Annotated in this window: 19 protein-coding genes and 1 pseudogene; 17 read left to right on the top strand and 3 right to left on the bottom strand. The window is 63.4% G+C overall.

The features are described 5' to 3' along the window. Positions 1 to 208 precede the first annotated feature (208 nt). The 6 genes from AC1D1B_RS03045 to AC1D1B_RS03020 all read left to right on the top strand — a co-directional run bounded on the left by AC1D1B_RS03045 (position 209) and on the right by AC1D1B_RS03020 (position 6721). Entirely contained in the window at positions 209 to 1150 is a 942-nt protein-coding gene (locus tag AC1D1B_RS03045) for a sugar ABC transporter substrate-binding protein (protein ID WP_181056779.1), read from the top strand. A gap of 106 nt (positions 1151 to 1256) precedes the next feature. Continuing rightward, a complete protein-coding gene (locus tag AC1D1B_RS03040) occupies positions 1257 to 2333 on the top strand; it encodes an ABC transporter permease (protein WP_477329250.1) in 1077 nt (358 codons plus the stop codon). A gap of 2 nt (positions 2334 to 2335) precedes the next feature. Then, positions 2336 to 3103: an ATP-binding cassette domain-containing protein gene (locus AC1D1B_RS03035; RefSeq protein WP_112559919.1), complete on the top strand. Its 768-nt coding sequence runs from the start codon at positions 2336 to 2338 to the stop codon at positions 3101 to 3103. Positions 3104 to 3231: 128 nt separating this feature from the next. Further along, on the top strand, positions 3232 to 4224 hold the full coding sequence (gene iolG / locus AC1D1B_RS03030; RefSeq protein WP_477329248.1) for an inositol 2-dehydrogenase: 993 nt from the start codon (positions 3232 to 3234) through the stop codon (positions 4222 to 4224). Positions 4225 to 4397: 173 nt separating this feature from the next. Further along, a complete protein-coding gene (locus tag AC1D1B_RS03025) occupies positions 4398 to 5192 on the top strand; it encodes an SDR family oxidoreductase (RefSeq protein ID WP_477329246.1) in 795 nt (264 codons plus the stop codon). A gap of 437 nt (positions 5193 to 5629) precedes the next feature. Further along, positions 5630 to 6721, top strand: coding sequence for a 3-deoxy-7-phosphoheptulonate synthase (locus tag AC1D1B_RS03020; RefSeq protein ID WP_477329244.1), 1092 nt, complete (start codon positions 5630 to 5632; stop codon positions 6719 to 6721). Between the two features lie 39 nt (positions 6722 to 6760). On the opposite strand, the gene AC1D1B_RS03015 is transcribed toward AC1D1B_RS03020, so the two are convergent. Beyond that, entirely contained in the window at positions 6761 to 7396 is a 636-nt protein-coding gene (locus AC1D1B_RS03015) for a LysE family translocator (protein ID WP_477329242.1), read from the bottom strand. A 127-nt stretch (positions 7397 to 7523) separates the two neighbouring features. Between AC1D1B_RS03015 and AC1D1B_RS03010 the strand changes: the two are divergent. Continuing rightward, positions 7524 to 8226 (top strand): annotated as a pseudogene (locus AC1D1B_RS03010) (helix-turn-helix transcriptional regulator). Between the two features lie 8 nt (positions 8227 to 8234). On the opposite strand, the gene AC1D1B_RS03005 reads toward AC1D1B_RS03010, so the two are convergent. Continuing rightward, the gene (locus AC1D1B_RS03005) at positions 8235 to 9344 is read right to left on the bottom strand and encodes a Gfo/Idh/MocA family protein (protein ID WP_477330519.1); all 1110 of its coding nucleotides are present in this window, start codon (positions 9342 to 9344) and stop codon (positions 8235 to 8237) included. Between the two features lie 152 nt (positions 9345 to 9496). On the opposite strand from AC1D1B_RS03005, the gene AC1D1B_RS03000 reads away from it, so the two are divergent. Further along, entirely contained in the window at positions 9497 to 10357 is an 861-nt protein-coding gene (locus AC1D1B_RS03000) for a MurR/RpiR family transcriptional regulator (protein WP_477329240.1), read from the top strand. Between the two features lie 63 nt (positions 10358 to 10420). On the opposite strand, the gene AC1D1B_RS02995 is transcribed toward AC1D1B_RS03000, so the two are convergent. Continuing rightward, complete coding sequence (locus AC1D1B_RS02995; protein ID WP_477329238.1) at positions 10421 to 11311, bottom strand: AraC family transcriptional regulator; 891 nt, start codon at positions 11309 to 11311, stop codon at positions 10421 to 10423. 139 nt (positions 11312 to 11450) lie between these two features. Here AC1D1B_RS02995 and AC1D1B_RS02990 point away from each other — a divergent pair, with 139 nt between their 5' ends. The 9 genes from AC1D1B_RS02990 (at position 11451) to phnN (ending at position 20913) form a co-directional block, all read left to right on the top strand. After that, positions 11451 to 12179, top strand: a complete 729-nt coding sequence (locus tag AC1D1B_RS02990) for an SDR family oxidoreductase (RefSeq protein WP_477329237.1) — start codon at positions 11451 to 11453, stop codon at positions 12177 to 12179. A 182-nt stretch (positions 12180 to 12361) separates the two neighbouring features. Continuing rightward, positions 12362 to 14296, top strand: a complete 1935-nt coding sequence (locus AC1D1B_RS02985) for a bifunctional 5-dehydro-2-deoxygluconokinase/5-dehydro-2-deoxyphosphogluconate aldolase (RefSeq protein ID WP_477329235.1) — start codon at positions 12362 to 12364, stop codon at positions 14294 to 14296. Between the two features lie 28 nt (positions 14297 to 14324). Further along, complete coding sequence (iolD, locus tag AC1D1B_RS02980; RefSeq protein WP_477329233.1) at positions 14325 to 16175, top strand: 3D-(3,5/4)-trihydroxycyclohexane-1,2-dione acylhydrolase (decyclizing); 1851 nt, start codon at positions 14325 to 14327, stop codon at positions 16173 to 16175. A 115-nt stretch (positions 16176 to 16290) separates the two neighbouring features. Next, complete coding sequence (gene iolE / locus AC1D1B_RS02975) at positions 16291 to 17208, top strand: myo-inosose-2 dehydratase (RefSeq protein WP_477329231.1); 918 nt, start codon at positions 16291 to 16293, stop codon at positions 17206 to 17208. Between the two features lie 9 nt (positions 17209 to 17217). Further along, a complete protein-coding gene (locus AC1D1B_RS02970) occupies positions 17218 to 17451 on the top strand; it encodes a DUF3329 domain-containing protein (protein WP_477329229.1) in 234 nt (77 codons plus the stop codon). Between the two features lie 5 nt (positions 17452 to 17456). Then, on the top strand, positions 17457 to 18269 hold the full coding sequence (gene iolB / locus AC1D1B_RS02965) for a 5-deoxy-glucuronate isomerase (protein WP_477329227.1): 813 nt from the start codon (positions 17457 to 17459) through the stop codon (positions 18267 to 18269). Between the two features lie 138 nt (positions 18270 to 18407). Beyond that, the gene (locus AC1D1B_RS02960; RefSeq protein ID WP_477329225.1) at positions 18408 to 19115 is read left to right on the top strand and encodes a DUF1045 domain-containing protein; all 708 of its coding nucleotides are present in this window, start codon (positions 18408 to 18410) and stop codon (positions 19113 to 19115) included. Between the two features lie 32 nt (positions 19116 to 19147). Further along, the gene (locus AC1D1B_RS02955) at positions 19148 to 20287 is read left to right on the top strand and encodes an alpha-D-ribose 1-methylphosphonate 5-triphosphate diphosphatase (protein WP_477329223.1); all 1140 of its coding nucleotides are present in this window, start codon (positions 19148 to 19150) and stop codon (positions 20285 to 20287) included. Then, on the top strand, positions 20284 to 20913 hold the full coding sequence (gene phnN / locus AC1D1B_RS02950; RefSeq protein WP_477330517.1) for a phosphonate metabolism protein/1,5-bisphosphokinase (PRPP-forming) PhnN: 630 nt from the start codon (positions 20284 to 20286) through the stop codon (positions 20911 to 20913). The genes AC1D1B_RS02955 and phnN overlap by 4 nt, the downstream gene beginning before the upstream one ends. Positions 20914 to 21069: the final 156 nt, after the last annotated feature.

The raw sequence follows: 21069 nt of genomic DNA, 5'->3' as shown, positions 1-21069 counted from the left end.
ACGTCCCGCGGAAAAATGGAATAAATATTTCACCAACTAGGTATTTTGGTTCTTTCGTTCCGGAACATCTGTTTCAAACAGGGAGCCTGGCGTTCCAATCGTCGGGGAAGCGCCATCCGGAAGAAAGGCATTCGGGAGAGATTCCTCGGGCGATCGGGGATTCCGGGTAGATCGGTGCAGCCGGACACCAATGTGGAGGAGAAACACAATGAAGAAACTGATTTTGGGCGTCGCCTTCGCGGCGCTGATGAGTTCGTCCGCTTTTGCCGCCAAGGTCGGCGTGTCGATGGCCAAGTTCGACGACAACTTCCTGACCGTGCTGCGCAACGGCATGATCGAGCAGGCCAAGGGCATGAGCGGCGTTGAGCTGCAGGTCGAAGACGCGCAGAACGACGTCGCCAAGCAGCTCGACCAGATCAAGAACTTCGCCGCGTCGGGCGTCGACGCCATCATCGTCAACCCGGTCGATACCTCGGCCACGCAGGCGATGTCGGATGCCGCTGCCGCCGCCAAGATCCCGCTGGTCTATGTCAACCGCGAGCCGGTCAATGTCGACACGCTGCCCGACAACCAGGCTTTCGTCGCTTCGAACGAGGCCGATTCCGGCACGCTCGAGACCAAGGAAGTCTGCCGCCTGTTCACGGAAGCCGGCAAGAAGGAAGCTAATGTCTATGTCATCATGGGCGAGCTTTCCAACCAGGCCGCCGTGCAGCGCACCAAGGACATCGAAGAGGTGATCGCCACGCCGGATTGCAGCTTCATCAAGATCATCGACAAGCAGACGTCGAACTGGAACCGCGACGAAGCGCAGAACCTGATGACCAACTGGCTCTCGACCGGCAAGCCGTTCGACGGCGTCATCGCCAACAATGACGAAAGCGCCATCGGCGCCATCCAGGCGATGAAGGCCGCCAATGTCGACATGAAGACGGTCGTTGTCGGCGGCGTCGACGCCACCCAGGACGCGCTGGCCGCCATGCAGGCCGGCGACCTCGACGCAACCGTGTTTCAGGACGCGGCCGGTCAAGGCGCGGGCGCTCTCGATGCGGCGCTGAAGCTCGCCAAGGGTGAGAAGGTCGAGCACAAGGTCTACGTGCCCTTCCAGCTCGTGACACCTGCCAACATCGACAAGTTCCTGAAGAAGAACTGAGCCGGCGACCCGTTCGACCAACGGAGCGGCGCTACCGCGCCGCTCCTGTTTCCCTCACCGCCCTTAACGGGCGGGAGGGCAGTTGCGGCCTCACGGAGGACAAGACATGTCACAGACATCTCATGGCGTCGGCGGCGTCAGCTATGACGCGAAGAGGCGCACATGGCCGGCCGAATTCAACGTCTTCCTGGCGCTGGTCATCCTCGTAATCGTCTTCGAACTGATCGGCCGCATCTTTCTCGGCGACTCCTTCCTGTTCAACACCCGCGACAACGTCGCCGGCATCTTCAATGAGGCCCGCCTGCAGATCATCATCCTGCAGGTGTCGATCGTCGGCATCATCGCCATCGGCGTCACGCAGGTGATCATTTGCGGCGGCATCGACCTGTCCTCGGGCTCGATCGTCGGCGCCACCGCCATGATCGCCATGAGTTTTGCCCAGGTGGCGACTGTCAACGGCAACCCCAACCCCAAGGCGATGTTCCTGGCGCAAGGCTGGACCGACCTGCCGGTCATCGTGCCGGTGCTGGTGGCGATCGGCTGCGGCACGATCGCCGGCCTGATCAACGGCAGCCTGATTGCCTACACGCGCATCCCGCCTTTCATCGCGACGCTCGGCATGATGATCACCGCGCGCGGAATCGCCAAATGGTGGTCCAAAGGCCAGCCGATCTCGTTTCCCACCGACAGTTTTGCCGCCATCAGCACCGGTTCGAGGCCGGTCATCATCTTCCTGGCGCTGGCGGTGCTGTTTCAGCTGATCCTGACCTATACGCGCTACGGCAAGCATTGTTATGCCATCGGATCCAATGAGGATGCCGCGCGCATGTCCGGCATCAAGATCCCCAATCACAAGATCCTCGTTTACACGATCGCCGGCATTCTTGCCTCGCTCGCCGCGGTCGTGCTGTGCTCCAAGAACCTGACCGCCCAGTCCGGCATGGGTGTGATGTATGAACTCGACGCCATCGCCATGGCGGTTATCGGCGGCGTCTCGCTGTCGGGCGGTCGCGGCTCGATCATCGGCACGGTGATCGGCGCGCTGATCTTCGGCGTCATCATTTCCGGCTTCACCTTCCTGCGCCTCGACGCCTACTATCAGGAGATGGTGAAGGGCGTGATCATCGTCGGTGCGGTCGTTCTCGACCAGTGGCGTCAACGCATGCGGGCATTGAGGGCTTGACCATGTCAGACATCGTCCTGAAGACCGAAAACCTCACCAAGCGCTATGGCGGCGTACATGCGCTGGAAGGCGCCAATTTCGAGCTGCGCAAAGGCGAACATGTCGCCATCATGGGCGACAACGGCGCCGGCAAGTCGACTTTCGTGCGCCAGATCACCGCCGTCGAGCAACGCACCAGCGGCCAAATCTGGTTTGACGGCAAGGAAGTGAACTTTGCCGGGCCGATCGAGGCCCGCACGGCGGGCATCGAGACCGTGTTCCAGAACCTGGCGCTGGCCGACGATCTCGACGTGCCATCGAACCTGTTCCTCGGCCGCGAAAAGGTGCTGTTCAACCTCGGCCCGTTCTCGATCCTCGACCGCAAATACATGCGCAAGGCGACCGAGGCGGCGCTGATCCGCACGGCGGTGAAGATCCCCAACCTCTCCAACACCATCCGCCACATGTCGGGCGGCCAGCGCCAATGCGTGGCGATCGCCCGTACCGCGACCTTCGCCTCCAAGCTGATCATCATGGACGAGCCGACGGCAGCACTCGGCGTGCAGGAGACGGCTCAGGTCGAAAACATCATCCGCACGCTGAAGGACAATGGCGAGCCGCTGATCCTGATCAGCCACAATATGCGCCAGGTGTTCGACCTGTGCGACCGCATCGTGGTGTTCCGGCGCGGCCGCATCGTCGCCAATCTGCGCAAGGAAAACACCGACGGCAACGATATCGTCTCCTACATCACCGGCGCCAAGACCGGGGAGGCGGAACTCGCGGCCTAGGCTAGGGTGGTGGTCACCCGACTTCCGGGAGGATCTGCCGCGCTGGAAAAATACCCCTGCCACCTGTCCCAGACGGGAAGGTGCGGACAGAACTCTCTCTCGAACCCATCCCCCTAGAGGAAATACCAATGACTGTTCGTTTCGCTCTCCTCGGTGCCGGCCGCATCGGCAAGGTCCATGCCCGCGCCGTCGGCTCCAACCCGCAGGCCAGGCTGGTGGCCGTCGCCGATGCCTTCGAGAAAGCAGCGACCGAGCTGGCGTCAGCCTATGGCGCCGAAGTGCGCACCATCGACGCGATTGAAAAGTCCAAGGACATCGACGCCGTCGTCATCTGCACGCCGACCGACACCCATGCCGATCTGATCGAGCGCTTCGCCAAGGCCGGCAAGGCGATCTTCTGCGAGAAGCCGATCGACCTCAACGTCAACCGCGTCGAGAAGTGCCTTGCCGTGGTCGAGAAGGCCAAGGCAACGCTGATGGTCGGCTTCAACCGCCGCTTCGACCCGCATTTCGCCGCCGTGCGCAAGGCGATCGACGATGGCGCCATCGGCACCGTCGAGATGGTCACCATCACCTCGCGCGATCCAGGCGCCCCGCCGATCGACTACATCAAGCGCTCGGGTGGTATTTTTCGCGACATGACCATCCATGATTTCGACATGGCGCGCTTCCTGCTCGGCGAAGAGGTGGTAGCGGTCAGCGCCCATGCTTCGGTGCTGGTCGACAAGAAGATCGGCGAGGCCGGCGATTTCGATAGCGTCAGCGTCATCCTCGAAACCGCGTCCGGCAAGCAGGCCGTCATCTCCAACTCGCGCCGCGCCACCTATGGCTACGACCAGCGCATCGAGGTGCATGGCTCCAAGGGCATGGTCGCGGCCGAAAACCAGCGGCCGGTGTCGATCGAGGTCGCCAATGAGAAGGGCTATACACGCCCGCCGCTGCACGACTTCTTCATGACCCGCTATCTCGACGCCTACGCCATTGAGATCGCCGCCTTCATCGCCGCCGCAACCTCGGGCAAGAAGGCATCGCCGAGCGGCGCTGACGGCCTCGTTGCTCTGAAGCTGGCCGATGCGGCGCTGAAATCGGCAACGACCGGCAAGACCGTCCGTCTCGACTAGGTGTGTTGATATTCAGGTGAGGCCGGCCTGTAAATGACCGCTTCCTGCGCTTCCCGTGCTCACGTACTTAAGTACGCTCCGCTCCGGTTCTCGGAACCCATCATTTTCGGCTCGGCCTGACCTGAATCTGAACACACCTTGGGCTATTTGGAAACGAAAACAGGAGCAGAGCGATGAGCACATCAGCCGATCGCAATTCGAACACACGCGCCATCGTCACCGGTGGTGCGCAAGGCATCGGCTTTGCCGTGGCCGAGGCGTTGGTCGACGAAGGATGCCGCGCTCTGGCGCTCATCGGCCGCTCACAGGAAAAGGGCGACAAGGCGGTCGCCCATTTCAAGAAGGCCGGCGTCGATGCGATCTTCATCAGCGCCGACGTTTCGAAAGTGGCCGACTGCAAGCGCGCGGTCGCCACCGCCATCTCGCATTTTGGCACCATCAACGCGCTGGTCAACGCCGCCGCCACCTCGGCGCGCGGTTCGCTGGTCGAAACCTCGGAAGAGGTTTTCGACCAGATTTTCCAGACCAATGTGCGCGGCCCCTTCTTCCTGATGCAGGGCGTCGTGGCGCATCTGCTGGAGAAGAAGGCGCCCGGCTCGATCGTCAATGTGCTGTCCATGTCGGCGCATTGCGGCCAGTCCTTCCTGGCGTCCTATTCCTCCAGCAAGGGCGCGCTGGCGACGCTGACCAAGAACGTCGCCAACGCCTACCGCTTCAACCGCATCCGCTGCAACGCAGTGCTGCCCGGCTGGATGGACACCGAAGGCGAGGACATCGTGCAGAAGAAGTGGCACGGCGCGTCCGACGACTGGCTTGAGAAGGCCGAGGCCGGCCAGCCGATGGGCCAGCTGGTAAAGCCGGACCAGTTGGCACGGCTGATCAGCTATATGGCCAGCCCGCAATCCGGCGTCATGACCGGGTCATTGGTCGACTACGACCAGAGCATCGCCGGGGCTTCGCCGGAGTAGCGCCAGCGCCGCGGCCGGCCCCTTTCTCCCCGTCACTATACGGGGAGAAATGCCCGGCAGGGCAATGAGGGGCAGCACCGACTTTGACAGTTACAGGGTCTCGATTGAAGTCAGCGCTTTTCGCCGCTGTCCTATCCTCCGAAGCAAGCGCTGCCCCTCACCTGCCTGCCGGCATCCTCTCCCCGTATAGTGACGGGGAGAGGGGCGCTCTCGCCAGCGATTTCGCCAACTTATTTACGGCACGTGACAAGCGCCTTCGCATCGACTATATGAGCCTCATGATCAACCTGACCGCCACGTATTGGTACTTTAGGAGCTCGCTGGCGGCGGGAGGATTGCGCTCGATCTGAAGATTGCAGCAACAAGTCCGAACAGCCGCCAGACCTGGCGGCTTTTTTGTTTCAGCCGGCGGGTCTCCCAACCAGGAGCAGAAAGCCGTGTTGACCACCACCGACGACCTTCGGGTCATGGAAATCCGAGAACTGAGCACGCCGGACCAGGTGATGCGGGAGATCCCGCGCACGCTGACGGCAACGCGCACCGTCAGCGCCTCGCGTAACGCCATCCATGCCATTTTGAACGGGACCGACGACCGGCTGCTGGTCATCGTAGGCCCCTGTTCGATCCACGATCCGGTCGCGGCCGTTGACTATGCCAGCCGTCTGGCGGCGCTGCGCGAGACCCTGTCCGACCGGCTCGAGATCGTCATGCGGGTCTATTTCGAAAAGCCGCGCACGACCGTCGGCTGGAAGGGCCTGATCAACGATCCCGACCTCGACGGCAGCTTCAACATCGACAAGGGGCTGCGGATGGCGCGCAACGTGCTGTCGGCCGTCAACAATCTCGGCCTTCCGGCGGCGACCGAATTCCTCGACATGACCACGCCGCAATACATTGCCGACCTCGTCGCCTGGGGCGCTATCGGCGCGCGCACCACCGAGAGCCAGATCCACCGCGAACTGGCATCCGGCCTGTCTTGTCCGGTCGGCTTCAAGAATGGCACCGACGGCAATCTCAGGATCGCCGCCGAGGCGGTGAAATCCGCCGCCCAGCCGCATCATTTCATGGCGGTGACCAAGGGCGGGCGCAGCGGCATTGCGACCACCACCGGCAATGAGGACTGCCACGTCATCCTGCGCGGCGGCGTTCAGCCGAACTACGATGCGGCGAGCGTCGAGGCGGCCTCGGTCGAACTCGCCCGCATCGGCGTCGCACCGCGTCTGATGATCGATGTCAGCCACGCCAACTCGAGCAAAAAGCCGGAGAACCAGCCCAAGGTGGCGGTCGATGTCGCCGGCCAGGTGGCGGCGGGCGACGAGCGCATCATCGGTGTTATGATCGAGAGCAATCTCGTCGCCGGCCGCCAGGATGTGGTGCCCGGCAAGCCGCTGGTCTACGGCCAGAGCATCACCGATGGCTGCATCGACTGGGCAACCACCGAGACGGTGCTGCACGGCCTCGCCGGCGCCGTCGAATGGCGCCGCTCAGCCCGCCGCGCCATGCTGGAGAATCGGCAGGGCGCTGCTTGATTCGGATGCCATATACGGAGAGGGCGGTGCTTGCAGAGATCACGCCGCCCTCAGCCCCTCCCACGCGGTGAACACCGAAACCGCAAACAACAGCAGCCCAGCCGCCCTGCCGGCAATAGCCGTTGCCCGCGGATTGGCGACCAGAAGATTGCGGCTGCGGCCGGCGGTTATGGCGAGCCCGCCATAGATCGCGGCCTGCGTCAGCACGGTCAGTAGGCCCATGATTGTCGCCTGCATCCAGATCGGACCGTAATCCGGCTTCAGGAACTGCGGATAGACGGCGAGGATGAAAAGATAGGCCTTGGGATTGATCAGGCAGGTCATGAGACCCTGGCGGAATGCCTTCCAGGCCGAGCGACTGCCGGCGGGTCCGTCATGGCCGACGGTGATGGAACTGCGCATCAACGTGATGCCGATAAAGGCCATGTAGGCGGCGCCCGCAAGCAGCAGCGGCTTGAACAGGATCGGCACGAAATGCATCAGCAGGCCGACGCCGATTGCGCCGTTCAGCGTGTGCACCACGCCGCCGACCATAATGCCGCCGGTGGCGGCCAGGCCCCTGTCACGCCCACCGGTCAGCGCATTGGCGAGCACGAAGAGCATATCCATACCGGGCACGATGATGATGCCGAACAGCAGGATAAAGAAAAGCCAGAGATTTTCTGCATAACTCATGTCAGTTGCCTGTCGCTTCCTGCTGGAGCGCCGTTGAGTAATTTGTTGATTTTCAAGCCGATAGGCAGTCCAATAGATCATCCAAACTGACGGGGATGTGTCAGTAGCGTTTCATCCGGGAGCGGAAATGCGCAAGGCCTCGCGCCTGTTCGAGATCATCCAGATCCTGCGGCTGGCAAGGCAGCCGGTGACGGCGGCCATGATTGCCGCGCAGCTGGAAGTAACGGTGCGCTCGATCTATCGCGACATCGCCGCCCTGCAGGCGATGCGCGTGCCGATCGAAGGCGGGCGCGGCATCGGCTACATCTTGCGCCCCGGCTTCGACCTGCCGCCGCTGATGTTCTCGATAGAAGAGATGGAAGCCATCGTGTTGTCGCTGGCGCTGCTTGAGCGCACCGGCGACAGCGAGCTCAAGCAGGCGGCAAAGCGCGTCAGCGCCAAGATCGCCGGCGCTGTGCCGCCGCCCTTGCGTCAGGCCTTCGACGCCAATGCGCTGCATGTCTCGGGTTTTGCCGCACCTGCTTTCGGCACGATCGATCTGGCGCTTGTGCGCCGTGCCATCCGCGACGAGGAGAAACTCGACCTCTCCTATCGCGACGAAATGGGCCGCGCCCTCCGAGCGCCTGATCCGCCCCATCGCACTGATCTACTACGCCGAGACCGCCAACCTCGTGGCCTGGTGCGAACTCCGCCAAGCGATCCGCAATTTCCGCAGCGACTGCATCGAGGATTGCCAGCCGACCGGGCTACGCTTCAAGGGCGAAGGTGATCGCCTGCGGCAAGTGCGGGTCGACGGCTGGGAGACGAACGCCCCGGCTGCCGTCGTCTGAAGCGGATATTACCGCACATCCACCCAGCGCTTATCCTCGAACGACCTTGCCATTGCGTGCACGGTGCGCTCGATCTCCAGCCCTTCGGCGAATTCGATGACGCGCGCCGGCTTGCCGGCGAGCCGGGTCAGCAATTCGTGGCATTCGATGATCTTGAGATCGTTGAAGCCGAGGCCGTGGCCGGGTGCCGGCAGGAAGGCGTCGTAGGGCTTGTGGTGCGGCGCCACCAATATGGTGCGGTAGCCCTGCTCGGTCGGGCGGTCGGCGGTGACGTAGAGTTGGATTTCGTTCATCCTCTCCTGGTCGAACAAGATCGACCCCTTGGAGCCGAAGATCTGGATGGCGATGCGGCCCTTGCGGCCCCAGGCCGAGCGGTTGACCAGCAGCGTGCCGGCAATGCCGTTTTCCAGATGCATCAGCACGCTGGCAATGTCGTAGGTCTCGACCGCGCGGCGCCCGCCGCTCGCTACCTTGCGGTCGGCATAGGGCTTGGCCATGTCGCAGATGACTTTTGCCACGCGGCCGAACAGCGCCGAGACCAGCGACAGCGGATGCACGGCGAAATCGTCGAGCGCGCCATAGCCGGACGCGGCCTCATGCTTCCAGAAGAACAGCGCTTCCGGATCGGCCATGAAATCCTCGTCCATCTCGATGCGCAGATGGTTGACCTCGCCGATGATTTTTTCGTCGAGCAGCGCGCCGATGTGGCGGATGGCCGGGCTCTGAATGTAGTTGTAGCCTAGCGCTGCTACCTTGCCCGATTTCTTCGCCGCGGCAGCCATGGCTTCGGCTTCTGCAAAGCTCGGCGCCATCGGCTTTTCGCACCACAAATGCTTGCCGGCTTCGAGGATGGCTATGGCCATCTCCGGATGGAACTGGTTGGGCGTGGTCAGTGAGACGATATCGACTTCCGGATCGTTGACGACGGCGCGCCAGTCGCCCGATGCCTTGGCGAAACCGAACTCGCCTGCCTTGCGTTTGGCCAGCTCCTCATTGACCTCGCCGAGATGGACGAGCTTTGGCTTGGCGACATCGGGAAAGACGGCGCCGACGGCGCTCCACGCAATGGCGTGGCACTTGCCCATGAAACCCGTGCCGATAAGACCGACGCCGACCATCTTCGTCTCCACTGGATGAAATCCTCGGTGGATGAATTAGTCCATTTTGTTCTGAAATGGAATGTCTGCCTCATTTTTTATGGCGTTCTTGCGCAAGCTCGCTATGATGGGGCAGAGAGAGCGTTTCACCGATGAGCTTGGACGGGCCGACGATGGACGAACGGGTACCTCGCGACTTCGAGACGCTGCGCGCCACGATCCTCGATCGCCGCGAAACCTTGCCCAAGCGCATCGCCCAGATCGCCGCCTATGCGCTCGACAATCCCGACGACATCGCCTTCGGCACCGCCGCCAGCATCGCCGCTTCGGCCGGCGTGCAGCCGTCGACCTTGATCCGCTTTGCCCAGCAGCTTGGCTTTGACGGTTTCACCAGCCTGCAGCAGGTGTTTCGCGAGCGGCTGCGCGAGCGCAACTCCTCCTATGACGAACGCCTGCAGGCGCTGCGCGCCAAGGCCGATGCCGGAGCCGGCCACCGCGCCATCTTCGACGGCTTCGTCGCCGCCGCCAGCACCTCGCTCAATGATATTTCGCGCACCCTGGACGAAGCGCATCTCGAAGACGCGATATCGCTGTTGGCCAGGGCCGAGACCATCTATGTCCTGGCCAAGCGCCGCTCCTATCCGGTGGCAAGCTACATCGCCTATGCGCTGGGCAAATTGAAGATCCGCAACCAGCTGATCGAATCCGCCGCCGGCCTCAACGCCGAAATGGTCGCCTTCGCCACGCCGGCGGATGCCGTCATCGCCATCAGCTTCTCGCCCTATGCGCCGGCCACCATCGAGGAAGCCCGCACCATTGCCGAACAGGGCGTGCCGATCGTCGCCATCACCGACAGCTCGTTTTCGCCGCTCGCCCAGTTCGCCAAGGTCTGGTTCGAAGTCGCCGAGGCCGATTTCGCCGGCTTCCGCTCGCTGTCGGCAACCATGGCGCTGGCCATGGCGCTGACCGTCGGCGTCGGCGAGAAGCGGCGCAGTACGGGCAAGAAGCCTAGAGCAATTCCAGGAAAAGTGTGAAACGGTTTTCCCGGGAAAAGCGCGTAGCGCTTTCCCTTGGGAATTGCGTAAAAACAAAGAGCCCTAGATCACCTCTACGGCCGCCCCGCCTGCCGCGGAAAGCCGCGCTGCGTCACGCGCCGGCGGCGCTCCGAACTGTCGGGCGTATTCCCGGCTGAACTGGGAAGCGCTCTCATAGCCGACGGCAAAAGCGACGCTGGCAACATTGCCTGGCTGGGCAAGCAGCAGATGGCGGGCTTCCAGCAGCCTTATCTGTTTTTGATACTGGATCGGGCTCATCGCCGTCGCCGCCTTGAAGTGACGGTAAAAGGCAGCTTCACTCATATGGGCGATTTGGGCGAGGTCGCTGACCCGGATCGGCTGATGGCTATGCGTCCGGATCCAGGCGATGGCCTGGCCGATGCGGGACAGATGGCCATCGACGCGCGCCAGCTGGCGAAGCTTCCCGCCCTGGGGTCCTTGCAGCAGCCGAAACAGCATCTCGCGTTCGAGCGTGCTGGCCAGCACGGGAATCTCCGCCGGCCGGTCGAGCAGCCGCATTATGCGACGCAATGCGTCGAGCAAATCGTCATTGACGGGCGAGGTGGCGAAACTGTCGCCGCCGAACGCCGGTTCGTGCTCGACAAGCAGGGAGGCGACGGCCTGCAGGTCAAGGGTGAAGCCGATGGCGAGATATGGACGCGTTGCAGTCGCCCCGACGATCTGGCTGATGGTGGGTGTGTCGACGGTGTAGACGAAATAGCTGGCAGGGTCGTAACGAAGCGCGCGGTCGCCGATCAGAACCGTCTTCGCGCCTTGCAGCACGAACAGGATCCCGGAACCCCACACGCCCGGCACGGGCGTAGTGGTCGCTTCGCTGCGGCCGATCGAAACGCGGGGGATCGCCGTTCTCGCCCGTCGCCCCTGCGCATGGCGGCCGGCAATATCGATCAGTTCCCGCAGTGCCTCGCTCATGGCGCCAGCATCGCGCATCCAGATGCACCGCGCAAGGCGGGTGAGAGGATTAGGCAAGAGGAAGAGAGGTTCCGGCGCGCGGCATCGCCAGTGAAGCGCCATCTCTGTGTCTCCAATATGGAGAGATGGAGATATCGAAATGACGACAACGAAAACCGCCGTGGTGACCGGCGCAAACAAGGGCATCGGCCGCGAAGTTGCCCGACGGCTGGCGACGATGGGCTTCAAGGTCTGGCTCGGCGCCCGGGATGCAGAACGCGGCGCGGCAGCAGAACGAGACCTGCGCGCCGAAGGTCTGGATGTTCAATGGCTTGCGCTTGATGTCACGCAGGACGATAGCGTGGCGGCCGCCGCCAAAACGGTCGGCGCTGAAAGCCCCCGTCTAGACGTTTTGGTGAACAATGCCGGCATCGCCATCAACTATGAGCTGCCGCCGAGCGAGCAGCATCTTGCCGATATCAGGGCCACCTATGAGGTCAATGTCTTTGGACCGATCCGCGTCACCCAGGCCTTCCTGCCGCTGTTGCTTGCAGCGCCGGCCGCGCGCATCGTCATGGTGAGCAGTTCGACCGGGTCCATCGGCCGCGCGCTCGATTCCGGCACGCCGAACCAGGCGGTCAACCTGATGGGTTATGGCAGCTCCAAGACGGCCCTCAACGCCGTCACTGTAGCGTTCGCCCGCGAGTTCGCGCCGCGAGGCATCAAAATCAATGCAGCGGCGCCCGGCTATACCGCCACCGACCTGAATGGCTATAAAGGCCATCGTACCGTGCAGCAGGCGGCTGAGGTCATCATACACCTGGCGACCCTGGATGCCGACGGTCCGAACGCCGGGTATTTCAACGATGACGGTCCGCTTCCCTGGTGAAAGGAGCCGGACCGCGAAAGTCCTCCCACAGCTATCATCGGCGCCACTTTTAAGATAAGGAATGCTCATTCCATATTGACTATGGATTGGAATTATTATTTCATATTCCCGGCGTCACGCTGCCGCTCGCGCGTGTCCCCCAACTACGTTGCTCAAGACAACAAGACCGACGGGAGGTTCCAATGAGCGAAGCCGTGGACGCGAAATACGCTCCGCTCGATGTCATCACCATCGGTCGCGCTTCCGTCGACCTTTACGGCCAACAGATCGGCTCGCGGCTGGAGGACATCACCTCTTTCGCCAAGTCGGTCGGCGGCTGCCCGGCCAACATCTCGGTCGGCACGGCCAGGCTCGGCCTGCGCTCGGCGCTGCTCACTCGCGTCGGTGACGAGCAGATGGGCCGTTTCATCCGCGAACAGCTGCGGCGCGAAGGTGTCAATGTCGACGGGCTGAAGACCGACAAGGAGCGGCTGACGGCGCTGGTGCTGCTTTCGGTCGAGAGCGAAGGCGTTTCACCGATGATCTTTTATCGCTCGGACTGTGCCGACATGGCGCTGGCCGAAGAGGATATCGATGAGGCCTTCATCGCCTCGGCCCGTTCCATCGTCGTCACCGGCACGCATTTTTCCCGTCCCAACAGCGATGCCGCCCAGCGCAAGGCAATCCGCATCATCAAGGCCAAGGGCGGCAAGGTGGTGTTCGACATCGACTATCGCCCCAACCTCTGGGGCCTTGCCGGCCACGCCGAAGGCTTTGAGCGCTACGTCAAATCAGACCGCGTCTCCTCTCAGCTGAAGACGGTGCTGCCCGATTGCGATCTCATCGTCGGCACCGAGGAAGAAATCATGATCGCATCGGGCGCCGACGACTGCCTGAGCGCGCTGAAGACCATCCGCGCGCTGTCCAAGGCGACCATCGTACTGAAGCGCGGCGCCATGGGCTGCATCGTTTATGACGGGCCGATCAGCGACGACCTCGAAGACGGCATCGTCGGCAAGGGCTTCCCGATCGAGATCTACAATGTGCTCGGCGCCGGCGATGCCTTCATGTCCGGCTTCCTGCGCGGCTGGCTGGGCGGCGAAGACCATGCGACGGCGGCGACCTGGGCCAATGCCTGTGGCGCCTTTGCCGTGTCACGGCTGCTCTGCGCGCCGGAATATCCGACCTTCGAGGAGCTGCAGTTCTTCCTCAAGAACGGCAGCAAGCATCTGGCCTTGCGCAAGGACGAGGCGATCAACCACATCCATTGGGCGACGACCCGCCGCCGCGACATCCCCTCGATGATGGCGCTCGCCTGCGACCATCGTGTGCAGCTTGAGGACGTCGCCGCCAAGACCGGCGCCGATCCGGCGCGCATTCGCGATTTCAAGGTGTTGGCGGTCAAGGCTGCGGCGAAAGTCGCCGCCGGCCGCGACGGCTATGGCATGCTGATCGACGAGAAGCATGGCCGCGAGGCGATGTTCGAATTCGCCCGCCACCCCTTTGCCTGGCTCGGCCGCCCCGTAGAACTGCCGGGTTCGCGGCCGCTGCGCTTCGAATTCTCGCAGGACATCGGCTCGCAGCTGGTGGAATGGCCGGTCGACCACTGCATCAAATGCCTGTGCTTCTATCACCCCGACGATCCGGCGGAACTCAAGGAAGAGCAGCAGCAGAAGCTGCGCTCGCTGTTCGAGGCGGCCCGAAAGGTCGGCCGCGAATTGCTGGTCGAGATCATCGCCGGCAAGCATGGCAAGCTCGACGACACGACAATCCCGCGCGCGCTGGAAGAACTCTATGCGCTCGGCATCAAGCCGGACTGGTGGAAACTTGAACCGCAAGCATCGGCCGGCGCCTGGGCCAAGATCGAGGCCGTCATCCTGAAGCACGATCCGTGGTGCCGCGGCGTCGTGCTGTTGGGTCTCGAAGCCCCGCAGGACGAACTGGAGGCTGCCTTCGCCGCCACCGCCAAGGCGCCGATCGTCAAGGGCTTTGCCGTTGGCCGCACCATCTTCGTCCACGCGGCCGAACAATGGCTGGCCGGCAAGATGTCCGATGACGAGGCCGTCGCCGACATGGCCTCGCGCTTCGAACAGTTGACCGAAGCGTGGCTTGCCGCGCGTGGCCGTAAAGCAGCATAAGAAGACGCGACGCCGCGGAGGAAACACCATGAGCAAGACAATCCGCCTGACGATGGCGCAGGCGCTGACCCGCTTTCTGAGCAAGCAGATGACCGAGATCGACGGCACAAAAGTGCCGATCTTCGGCGGCGTCTGGGCGATCTTCGGCCACGGCAATGTCGCCGGCATCGGCGAGGCGCTCTACCAGGTTCGTGACGAACTGCCGACCTTCCGCGCCCATAACGAACAGGCGATGGCGCATGCGGCGATCGCCTATGGCAAGGCCAATTTCCGCCGCCGCTTCATGGCCGCCACGTCTTCGATCGGTCCCGGTGCGCTCAACATGGTGACGGCGGCAGCGCTTGCGCATGTAAACAGGTTGCCCGTCCTGTTTTTGCCGGGCGACGTCTTCGCCAACCGCATTCCTGATCCGGTGCTGCAGCAGGCCGAGGACTTTTCCGACGGTACGGCGACGGTCAATGACTGCTTCCGTCCGGTGTCGCGTTATTTCGACCGCATCACCCGGCCCGAGCAGATCATCCCGGCGCTGGCCCGCACCATGCAGGTGCTGACCGATCCGGCCGATTGCGGCCCGGTGACGCTGTCGCTCTGCCAGGACGTGCAGGCCGAAGCCTATGACTATCCCGAGAGCTTCTTTGCCGAGCGCGTCTGGCACCAGCGCCGGCCGCGTCCGGACCGCCATGAATTGGCGGCCGCAGTCGCAGCGTTGAAGGGCGCAAAAAAGCCGCTGATCATTGCCGGCGGCGGCGTGCTGTATTCGCAGGCCTCGGACGAACTGGCGAAATTCGCCGAAGGCGCCGGTATTCCGGTCTGCGAGACGCAGGGCGGCAAATCCTCGTTGCCGGACAATCATCCGCTCAACATGGCGGCGGTCGGCGTCACCGGCACGTCCGCGGCCAACCGGCTGGCCGAAGAAGCAGATGTGGTGCTGGCCATCGGCACGCGCCTGCAAGATTTCACCACCGGCTCGTGGGCGCTGTTCAAGAATTCCGGCAAGACCATCATTGGGCTCAACGTCCAGCCTTTCGACGCCGGCAAGCATCGTGCGCTGCCGCTGGTCGCCGACGCGGCCGAAGGGCTGGCCGAGCTCGGTGCTGCGCTGAAAGGCTGGAAAGCGCCGTCCACCTGGACGGATAATTCCGCCACCGGCAAGAAGGCCTGGCAGGTTGACGCCGGCAAGGTGACGGCCTCGACCAACACAGCCTTCCCTTCGGATGCGCAGGTGATCGGCGCCGTGCAGCGCGCTTTGGGTTCAGGCGTGACCTTGCTGCATGCGGCCGGCGGTTTGCCGGGCGAATTGCACAAGCTTTGGCAGGCCGGTGCGCCCGGCTCTTACCATGCCGAATACGGTTTCTCGACCATGGGCTACGAAATTGCCGGCGGCCTCGGCGCCAAGATGGCCAAGCCCGACGAAGAGGTCGTCGTCATGATCGGCGACGGCTCCTATTTGATGCTGAATTCCGAAATCGCCACTTCGGTGATGCTCGGCCTCAAGCTCACCATCGTGCTGCTCGACAACAGGGGCTATGGCTGCATCAACCGGCTGCAGATGGCCACCGGCGGCGCCAACTTCAACAACCTGCTCAAGGACTCGCGCCACGAAATCCTGCCAGACATCGACTTCGCCGCGCATGCCGCAAGCATGGGCGCGATATCAGAAAAGGTGCCGTCGATCGCAGGATTGGAAAACGCGCTGCAGAAATCGAAAGCTAACGACCGTACCACCGTTCTCGTCATCGACACTGACCCCTTGGTTTCGACTGACGCCGGCGGCACGTGGTGGGATGTGGCGGTGCCTGAGGTGTCGGCGCGCAGCCAGGTCAACGCAGCGCGCAAGGCCTATGACGAAAAGCGACAGATGCAGACCATCGGCGATTGATGTAGGTGCTGGAGTTCCTCCCTTCTCCCCGTTTCACGGGGAGAAGGTGCCGGCAGGCGAATGAGGGGCAGCGCCGACCAACAGGTAATAAGCAGTTCAAATCCGGAGCCAAAACTTGAAAGCCAAACTGGGCATGTCCCCCATTGCGTGGTGGAACGACGATCTTGCCGAACTCAGCGACGACGTCTCGCTGGAAGAGTGCCTGCGCCAGTCGCGCTCGGCCGGCTTCACCGGCATGGAAATGGGCCGCCGTTTTCCCAATGATCCCAATGTCATGCTGCCGATCCTGAAGAAGGCCGACGTGACGCTGTGCGGCGGCTGGTTCTCCGGCACGCTGGTCGATGAGGACATGGGCAAGAACAAGGATCGCATCCAGCCGATGATCGACCTGTTCAAGGCGGTCAACGCGCCTTGCATCGTCTATGGCGAGGTCGGCCGCTCGATCCAGGGCGACCGCTCCAAGCCGCTCGCCACCAAGCCGAAATTGTCTGGCGACGAGATGAAGGCCTATGCAAGGCGGCTGACCGAATTCGGCGAATGGTGCGCCGAGCAAGGCATGCCGCTGTCCTATCACCACCATATGGCGGCGGTGGTCGAGACCGAGCCGGAGCTCGATGCCTTCATGCGCCATTCCGGCGACGGCATTCCGCTGCTGCTCGATGCCGGCCATCTCGCCTTTGCCGGCGGCGACGTTCTGCGCGCCATCGACAACCACCACAAGCGCATCAGCCATGTTCATGTGAAGGATGTGCGCATGGCCGTGATCGACGGGCTCGACCGCACGAAACAGTCCTTCCTCGACGCCGTGGCGCTCGGCGCCTTCACCGTGCCGGGCGACGGCTCGCTGGATTTCGGCGTCATCGTGCAGCGCTTCGCCGATCATGGCTATGAAGGCTGGTTCGTCGTCGAGGCCGAGCAGGATCCGAAGAAGAACCCGCCGCTGAAGATGGCGCAGGTCGGCCACAAGGAACTGATGCGGGTGATGACGGCTGCAGGCTACACCGTCGAGACTCAAGGCTTTCCCAATGCCTGAGGCGATCCGATGAAGGATTACGAGCACCCGTTCTTCCGCCCGCTGTGGCGGCGCGTTGCCGTCGTCGCCGTCTGCGTGATCTGGGCGGGAATTGAATTTGCCTCCGGCACACCGTTCTGGGGCGTCATCGCGCTCGGCTTCGCCGCCTACGCCGTCTGGCAGTTTTTTTACCTCTACAAGCCGGTCACCGAGAAGGCGGCAACGCCCGATGAACCGAAGGCTGGCGCCGAACCGAAGGAATGACCGCAATGTCGAAACTGCTCGTCAAAGCCGACAAGGGCCACGGCCGCGTCGCTCATGTCACGCCCGAAAGCGCAGGCTGGACCTATGTCGGCTTCGACCTGCATCGGCTGAAGCCGGGCGAAAACGCTTCGGGAAAGACGGGTGACCGCGAAGTCTGCCTTGTCTTCGTTACCGGCAAGGGCACAGCAAAGGCCGGCGGTCAGGAACTCGGCCTGCTCGGCGAGCGCATGTCGCCCTTCGAGGGCAAGCCGTGGTCGGTCTATATCCCTGAGGGGTCGGACTGGTCGGTCACCGCCGACACCGACCTCGAACTCGCTGTCTGCTCGGCACCGGGCCTTGGCGGCGGCCTGCCGGTGCGGGTCATCGCGCCCAACGATCTCGGCCAGGAGGTTCGCGGCAAGGGCACCAACACGCGCTACGTCACCAACATATTGCCCGAAGGCAAGCCGGCGGACTCGCTGCTGGTGGTCGAGGTCATCACGCCTGGTGGCCACACGTCGAGCTATCCGCCACACAAGCACGACCGGGACAATCTGCCTACCGAATCCTATCTCGAGGAAACCTACTATCACCGCCTCAACCCGCCGCAGGGTTTTGCCTTCCAGCGCGTCTACACCGACGCTGACAAGACCGGCGCCCGCGAACTGGACGAGGCGATGGCGATCGAGGATGGCGATGTCGTGCTGGTGCCCAAGGGCTACCACCCCTGCGCCGCCTGCCATGGCTACGATCTCTATTATCTCAACGTCATGGCCGGGCCGAAGCGGACGTGGAAATTCCACAATGCGCCCGAGCACGAATGGCTGATGAAGGCCTGAACAGCGCAAGCTATTGGTCCAGCTGGAAAAAATCGTCGGCTAAGGACTTGTCTGGTCGATTTGCCATCGAAAACCCGCAGAAGCTTCGTCAATCCGTCATGGAAATCACCTATGGCAGCGGGCTGACGAGGATTTCTCATGCGTTATGCCATCTACTTCACCCCGAGGCAGGACGAACCGCTGGCGCGGCTCGCCGCCAATTGGCTGGGCCGCGACCCTTTCGGCGCCGCCACAAGGCCGGTCGAGGCGGTGGCGGACCTGTCGGCGGCGGAAGTCGCCTTCCACACCGCATCGGCCCGCCGCTACGGTTTTCACGCGACGCTGAAGGCGCCCTTCCGGCTGGCCGCCAACGAGACGGAAGCCTCGCTGCGCGCGGCGCTGGACGCCTTTGCCGAAGCGACGCCGACTGTCACCATCCCGCGCCTGATCGTCAGCCAGATCGACGGTTTCTTCGCCCTGGTGCCTGAGGGGCCGCTGCCGCCGCTCAACCGTTTCGCCGATGATGTCGTGCTGGGCTTCGACCGTTTCCGCGCCCCGCTGACCGAGGCCGAGATCGAGCGGCGCAGCCCGGATTCGCTGAAGCCGGCCGAGTTCCGCAATCTCTGCCAGTGGGGCTACCCCTATGTCTTCGAGACATTTCGTTTCCACATGACGCTGTCCGGCCGGGCCGGGCCACAGGAAAGCCAACGTCTGCGCGCAGCAATCGACAGCCTGTTCGCCGAGGTGCTGCAGCAGCCGGTGCTGGTGGATGCGCTGACGCTGTTTGTCGAAACCGAGCCGGGCGCGCCGTTCATGGTGCTCTCGCACCATGCGCTCGGGCGCCGCACTGCCCGAAAAACCGCCTGACCACATCGCCTGAAACCTAAGGACTGCCTGAGATGACCGCCGAGACCGTTCTGACCAACGCCCGCATCGTGCTTGCCGACGAAATCGTCGAAGGGTCGCTGCTGCTGCGCGACGGCCTTATCGCCGGCATCGACGCCGGCACCGGGCGAAGCGGCGAGGACATGGGCGGCGACTACATCATCCCCGGCCTGGTCGAACTCCACACCGACCATCTCGAAGGCCATTACGCGCCGCGGCCGAAAGTGCGCTGGAACCCGATCGCCGCCGTGCTCGCGCATGACGCGCAGGTCGCCACCGCCGGTATCACCACCGTGCTCGATGCCTTGCGCGTTGGCATGGACGAGGACGCCGACCTCACCTCCGACGACATCCGCAAGCTCGCCGACGCCATAGAGGACAGTGTCCAGCAGGATCGCCTACGGGCCGATCACTTCCTGCATCTGCGCTGCGAGGTCTCGGCGCCGGATTGCCTCGCCGCCTTCGCCAATTTCGACGGCGACGAACGGGTCAAGCTGGCCTCGCTGATGGACCATGCGCCGGGACAGCGCCAGTTCGTCAACCTCGAGACCTACGCCTATTACTACCAGCGCAAGCTGAAGCTGACCGACCGCGACTTCAAGCTGTTCTGCGAAAAGCGAATGAGTGAGTCGGCGCGGAATTCGGGACCCAACCGGGTGGCGATATCAGCCGCCTGCAACGAGCGCGGCATTGTGCTGGCAAGTCATGACGACGCCACATCAGGCCATGTCGACGAGGCGATCGAACAAGGCGTGCGGGTCGCCGAATTCCCGACAACGCTGGAAGCCGCCAAAGCCTCCAAGGATGCCGGGCTCGGCGTGCTGATGGGCGCGCCCAACGTCATGCGCGGCGCCTCGCACTCCGGCAACGTCTCGGCCCGCACACTGGCCGGCGATGGTCTGCTCGACATCTTGTCGTCCGACTACATTCCGTTCAGCCTGATCCAGTCGGCCTTCTTCCTCGGTGATGTCGTAGAAGGCATTTCCCTACCGCAGGCGGTTGCCATGGTGTCGAAGAACCCGGCCGAGGCCATCGGCCTCAGCGACCGCGGCGTCATCGAGCAAGGCCGCCGCGCCGACCTGGTGCGCGTGCGCGTCGACGATCATGTGCCGGTCGTGCGCACGGTCTGGCGCCAGGGCCGCCGGGTCGCCTGATGGTTTCGGCGTCAATCGAACGCGAACTCACCGCCGAGGCCTTTCCGGTCCGCAACGGCGTCTTTGTCGCCGTCGTCGGCCCAAGCGGCGCCGGCAAGGATACGGTGATCGGCTATGCCAAGTCGCTGTTTGCCGATGAGACAAGGCTGGAGTTCGTGCGCCGGGTCATCACCAGGCCGAGCGACGCGGCAAGCGAGGACCACGACACGCTGGCCGACGTCGCCTTTGTCGAGGCCGAAGCCGACGGCGCCTTCGCCATTTCCTGGGAGGCGCATGGCCTGCGCTATGGCATCCCGGCCGATGTCGACTGGTCGATCGCCAATGGCCATGTCGCCGTCGCAAATGTCTCGCGCGCGGTCATCCCGGTGCTGCGCGAGCGCTACGCCAATCTCGCTGTGGTCGAGATCACCGCTTCGCCGGAAATCCTCGCCGAGCGGCTCGCCCAGCGCGGCCGCGAGTCGCGCGGCGAAGTGCTGGCTCGCCTCGCCCGCAGCGCCAACGTCGCTCTGTCCGGCCCCGGCGTGACCTCGATCGACAATGGCGGCCCGCGCGAAGCCGCCGGCGAGCGCTTCGCCGAAGTGCTGCGCAAGGCGATGGCGTTCTCGGATATGTCCGGCGTGATTTAGGATGGCCTGATATTCAGGTGAGGCCGGCCTGCAAACGGCTGATACCTGCGCTTCCGGTGCTCACGTACTTGAAGTACGCTCCGCTCCGGTTCTCGATATCAGCCATTTTCGGCGCGGCCTGACCTGAATCTCAGACCATCCTGGGCTGGAGCTTGA

It is taken from the genome of Mesorhizobium sp. P2_C5_2 (genome assembly GCF_056404535.1).
The sequence above is the reverse complement of the archived record's forward strand: the minus strand, read 5'-3'. Positions and strand labels throughout refer to the sequence as shown.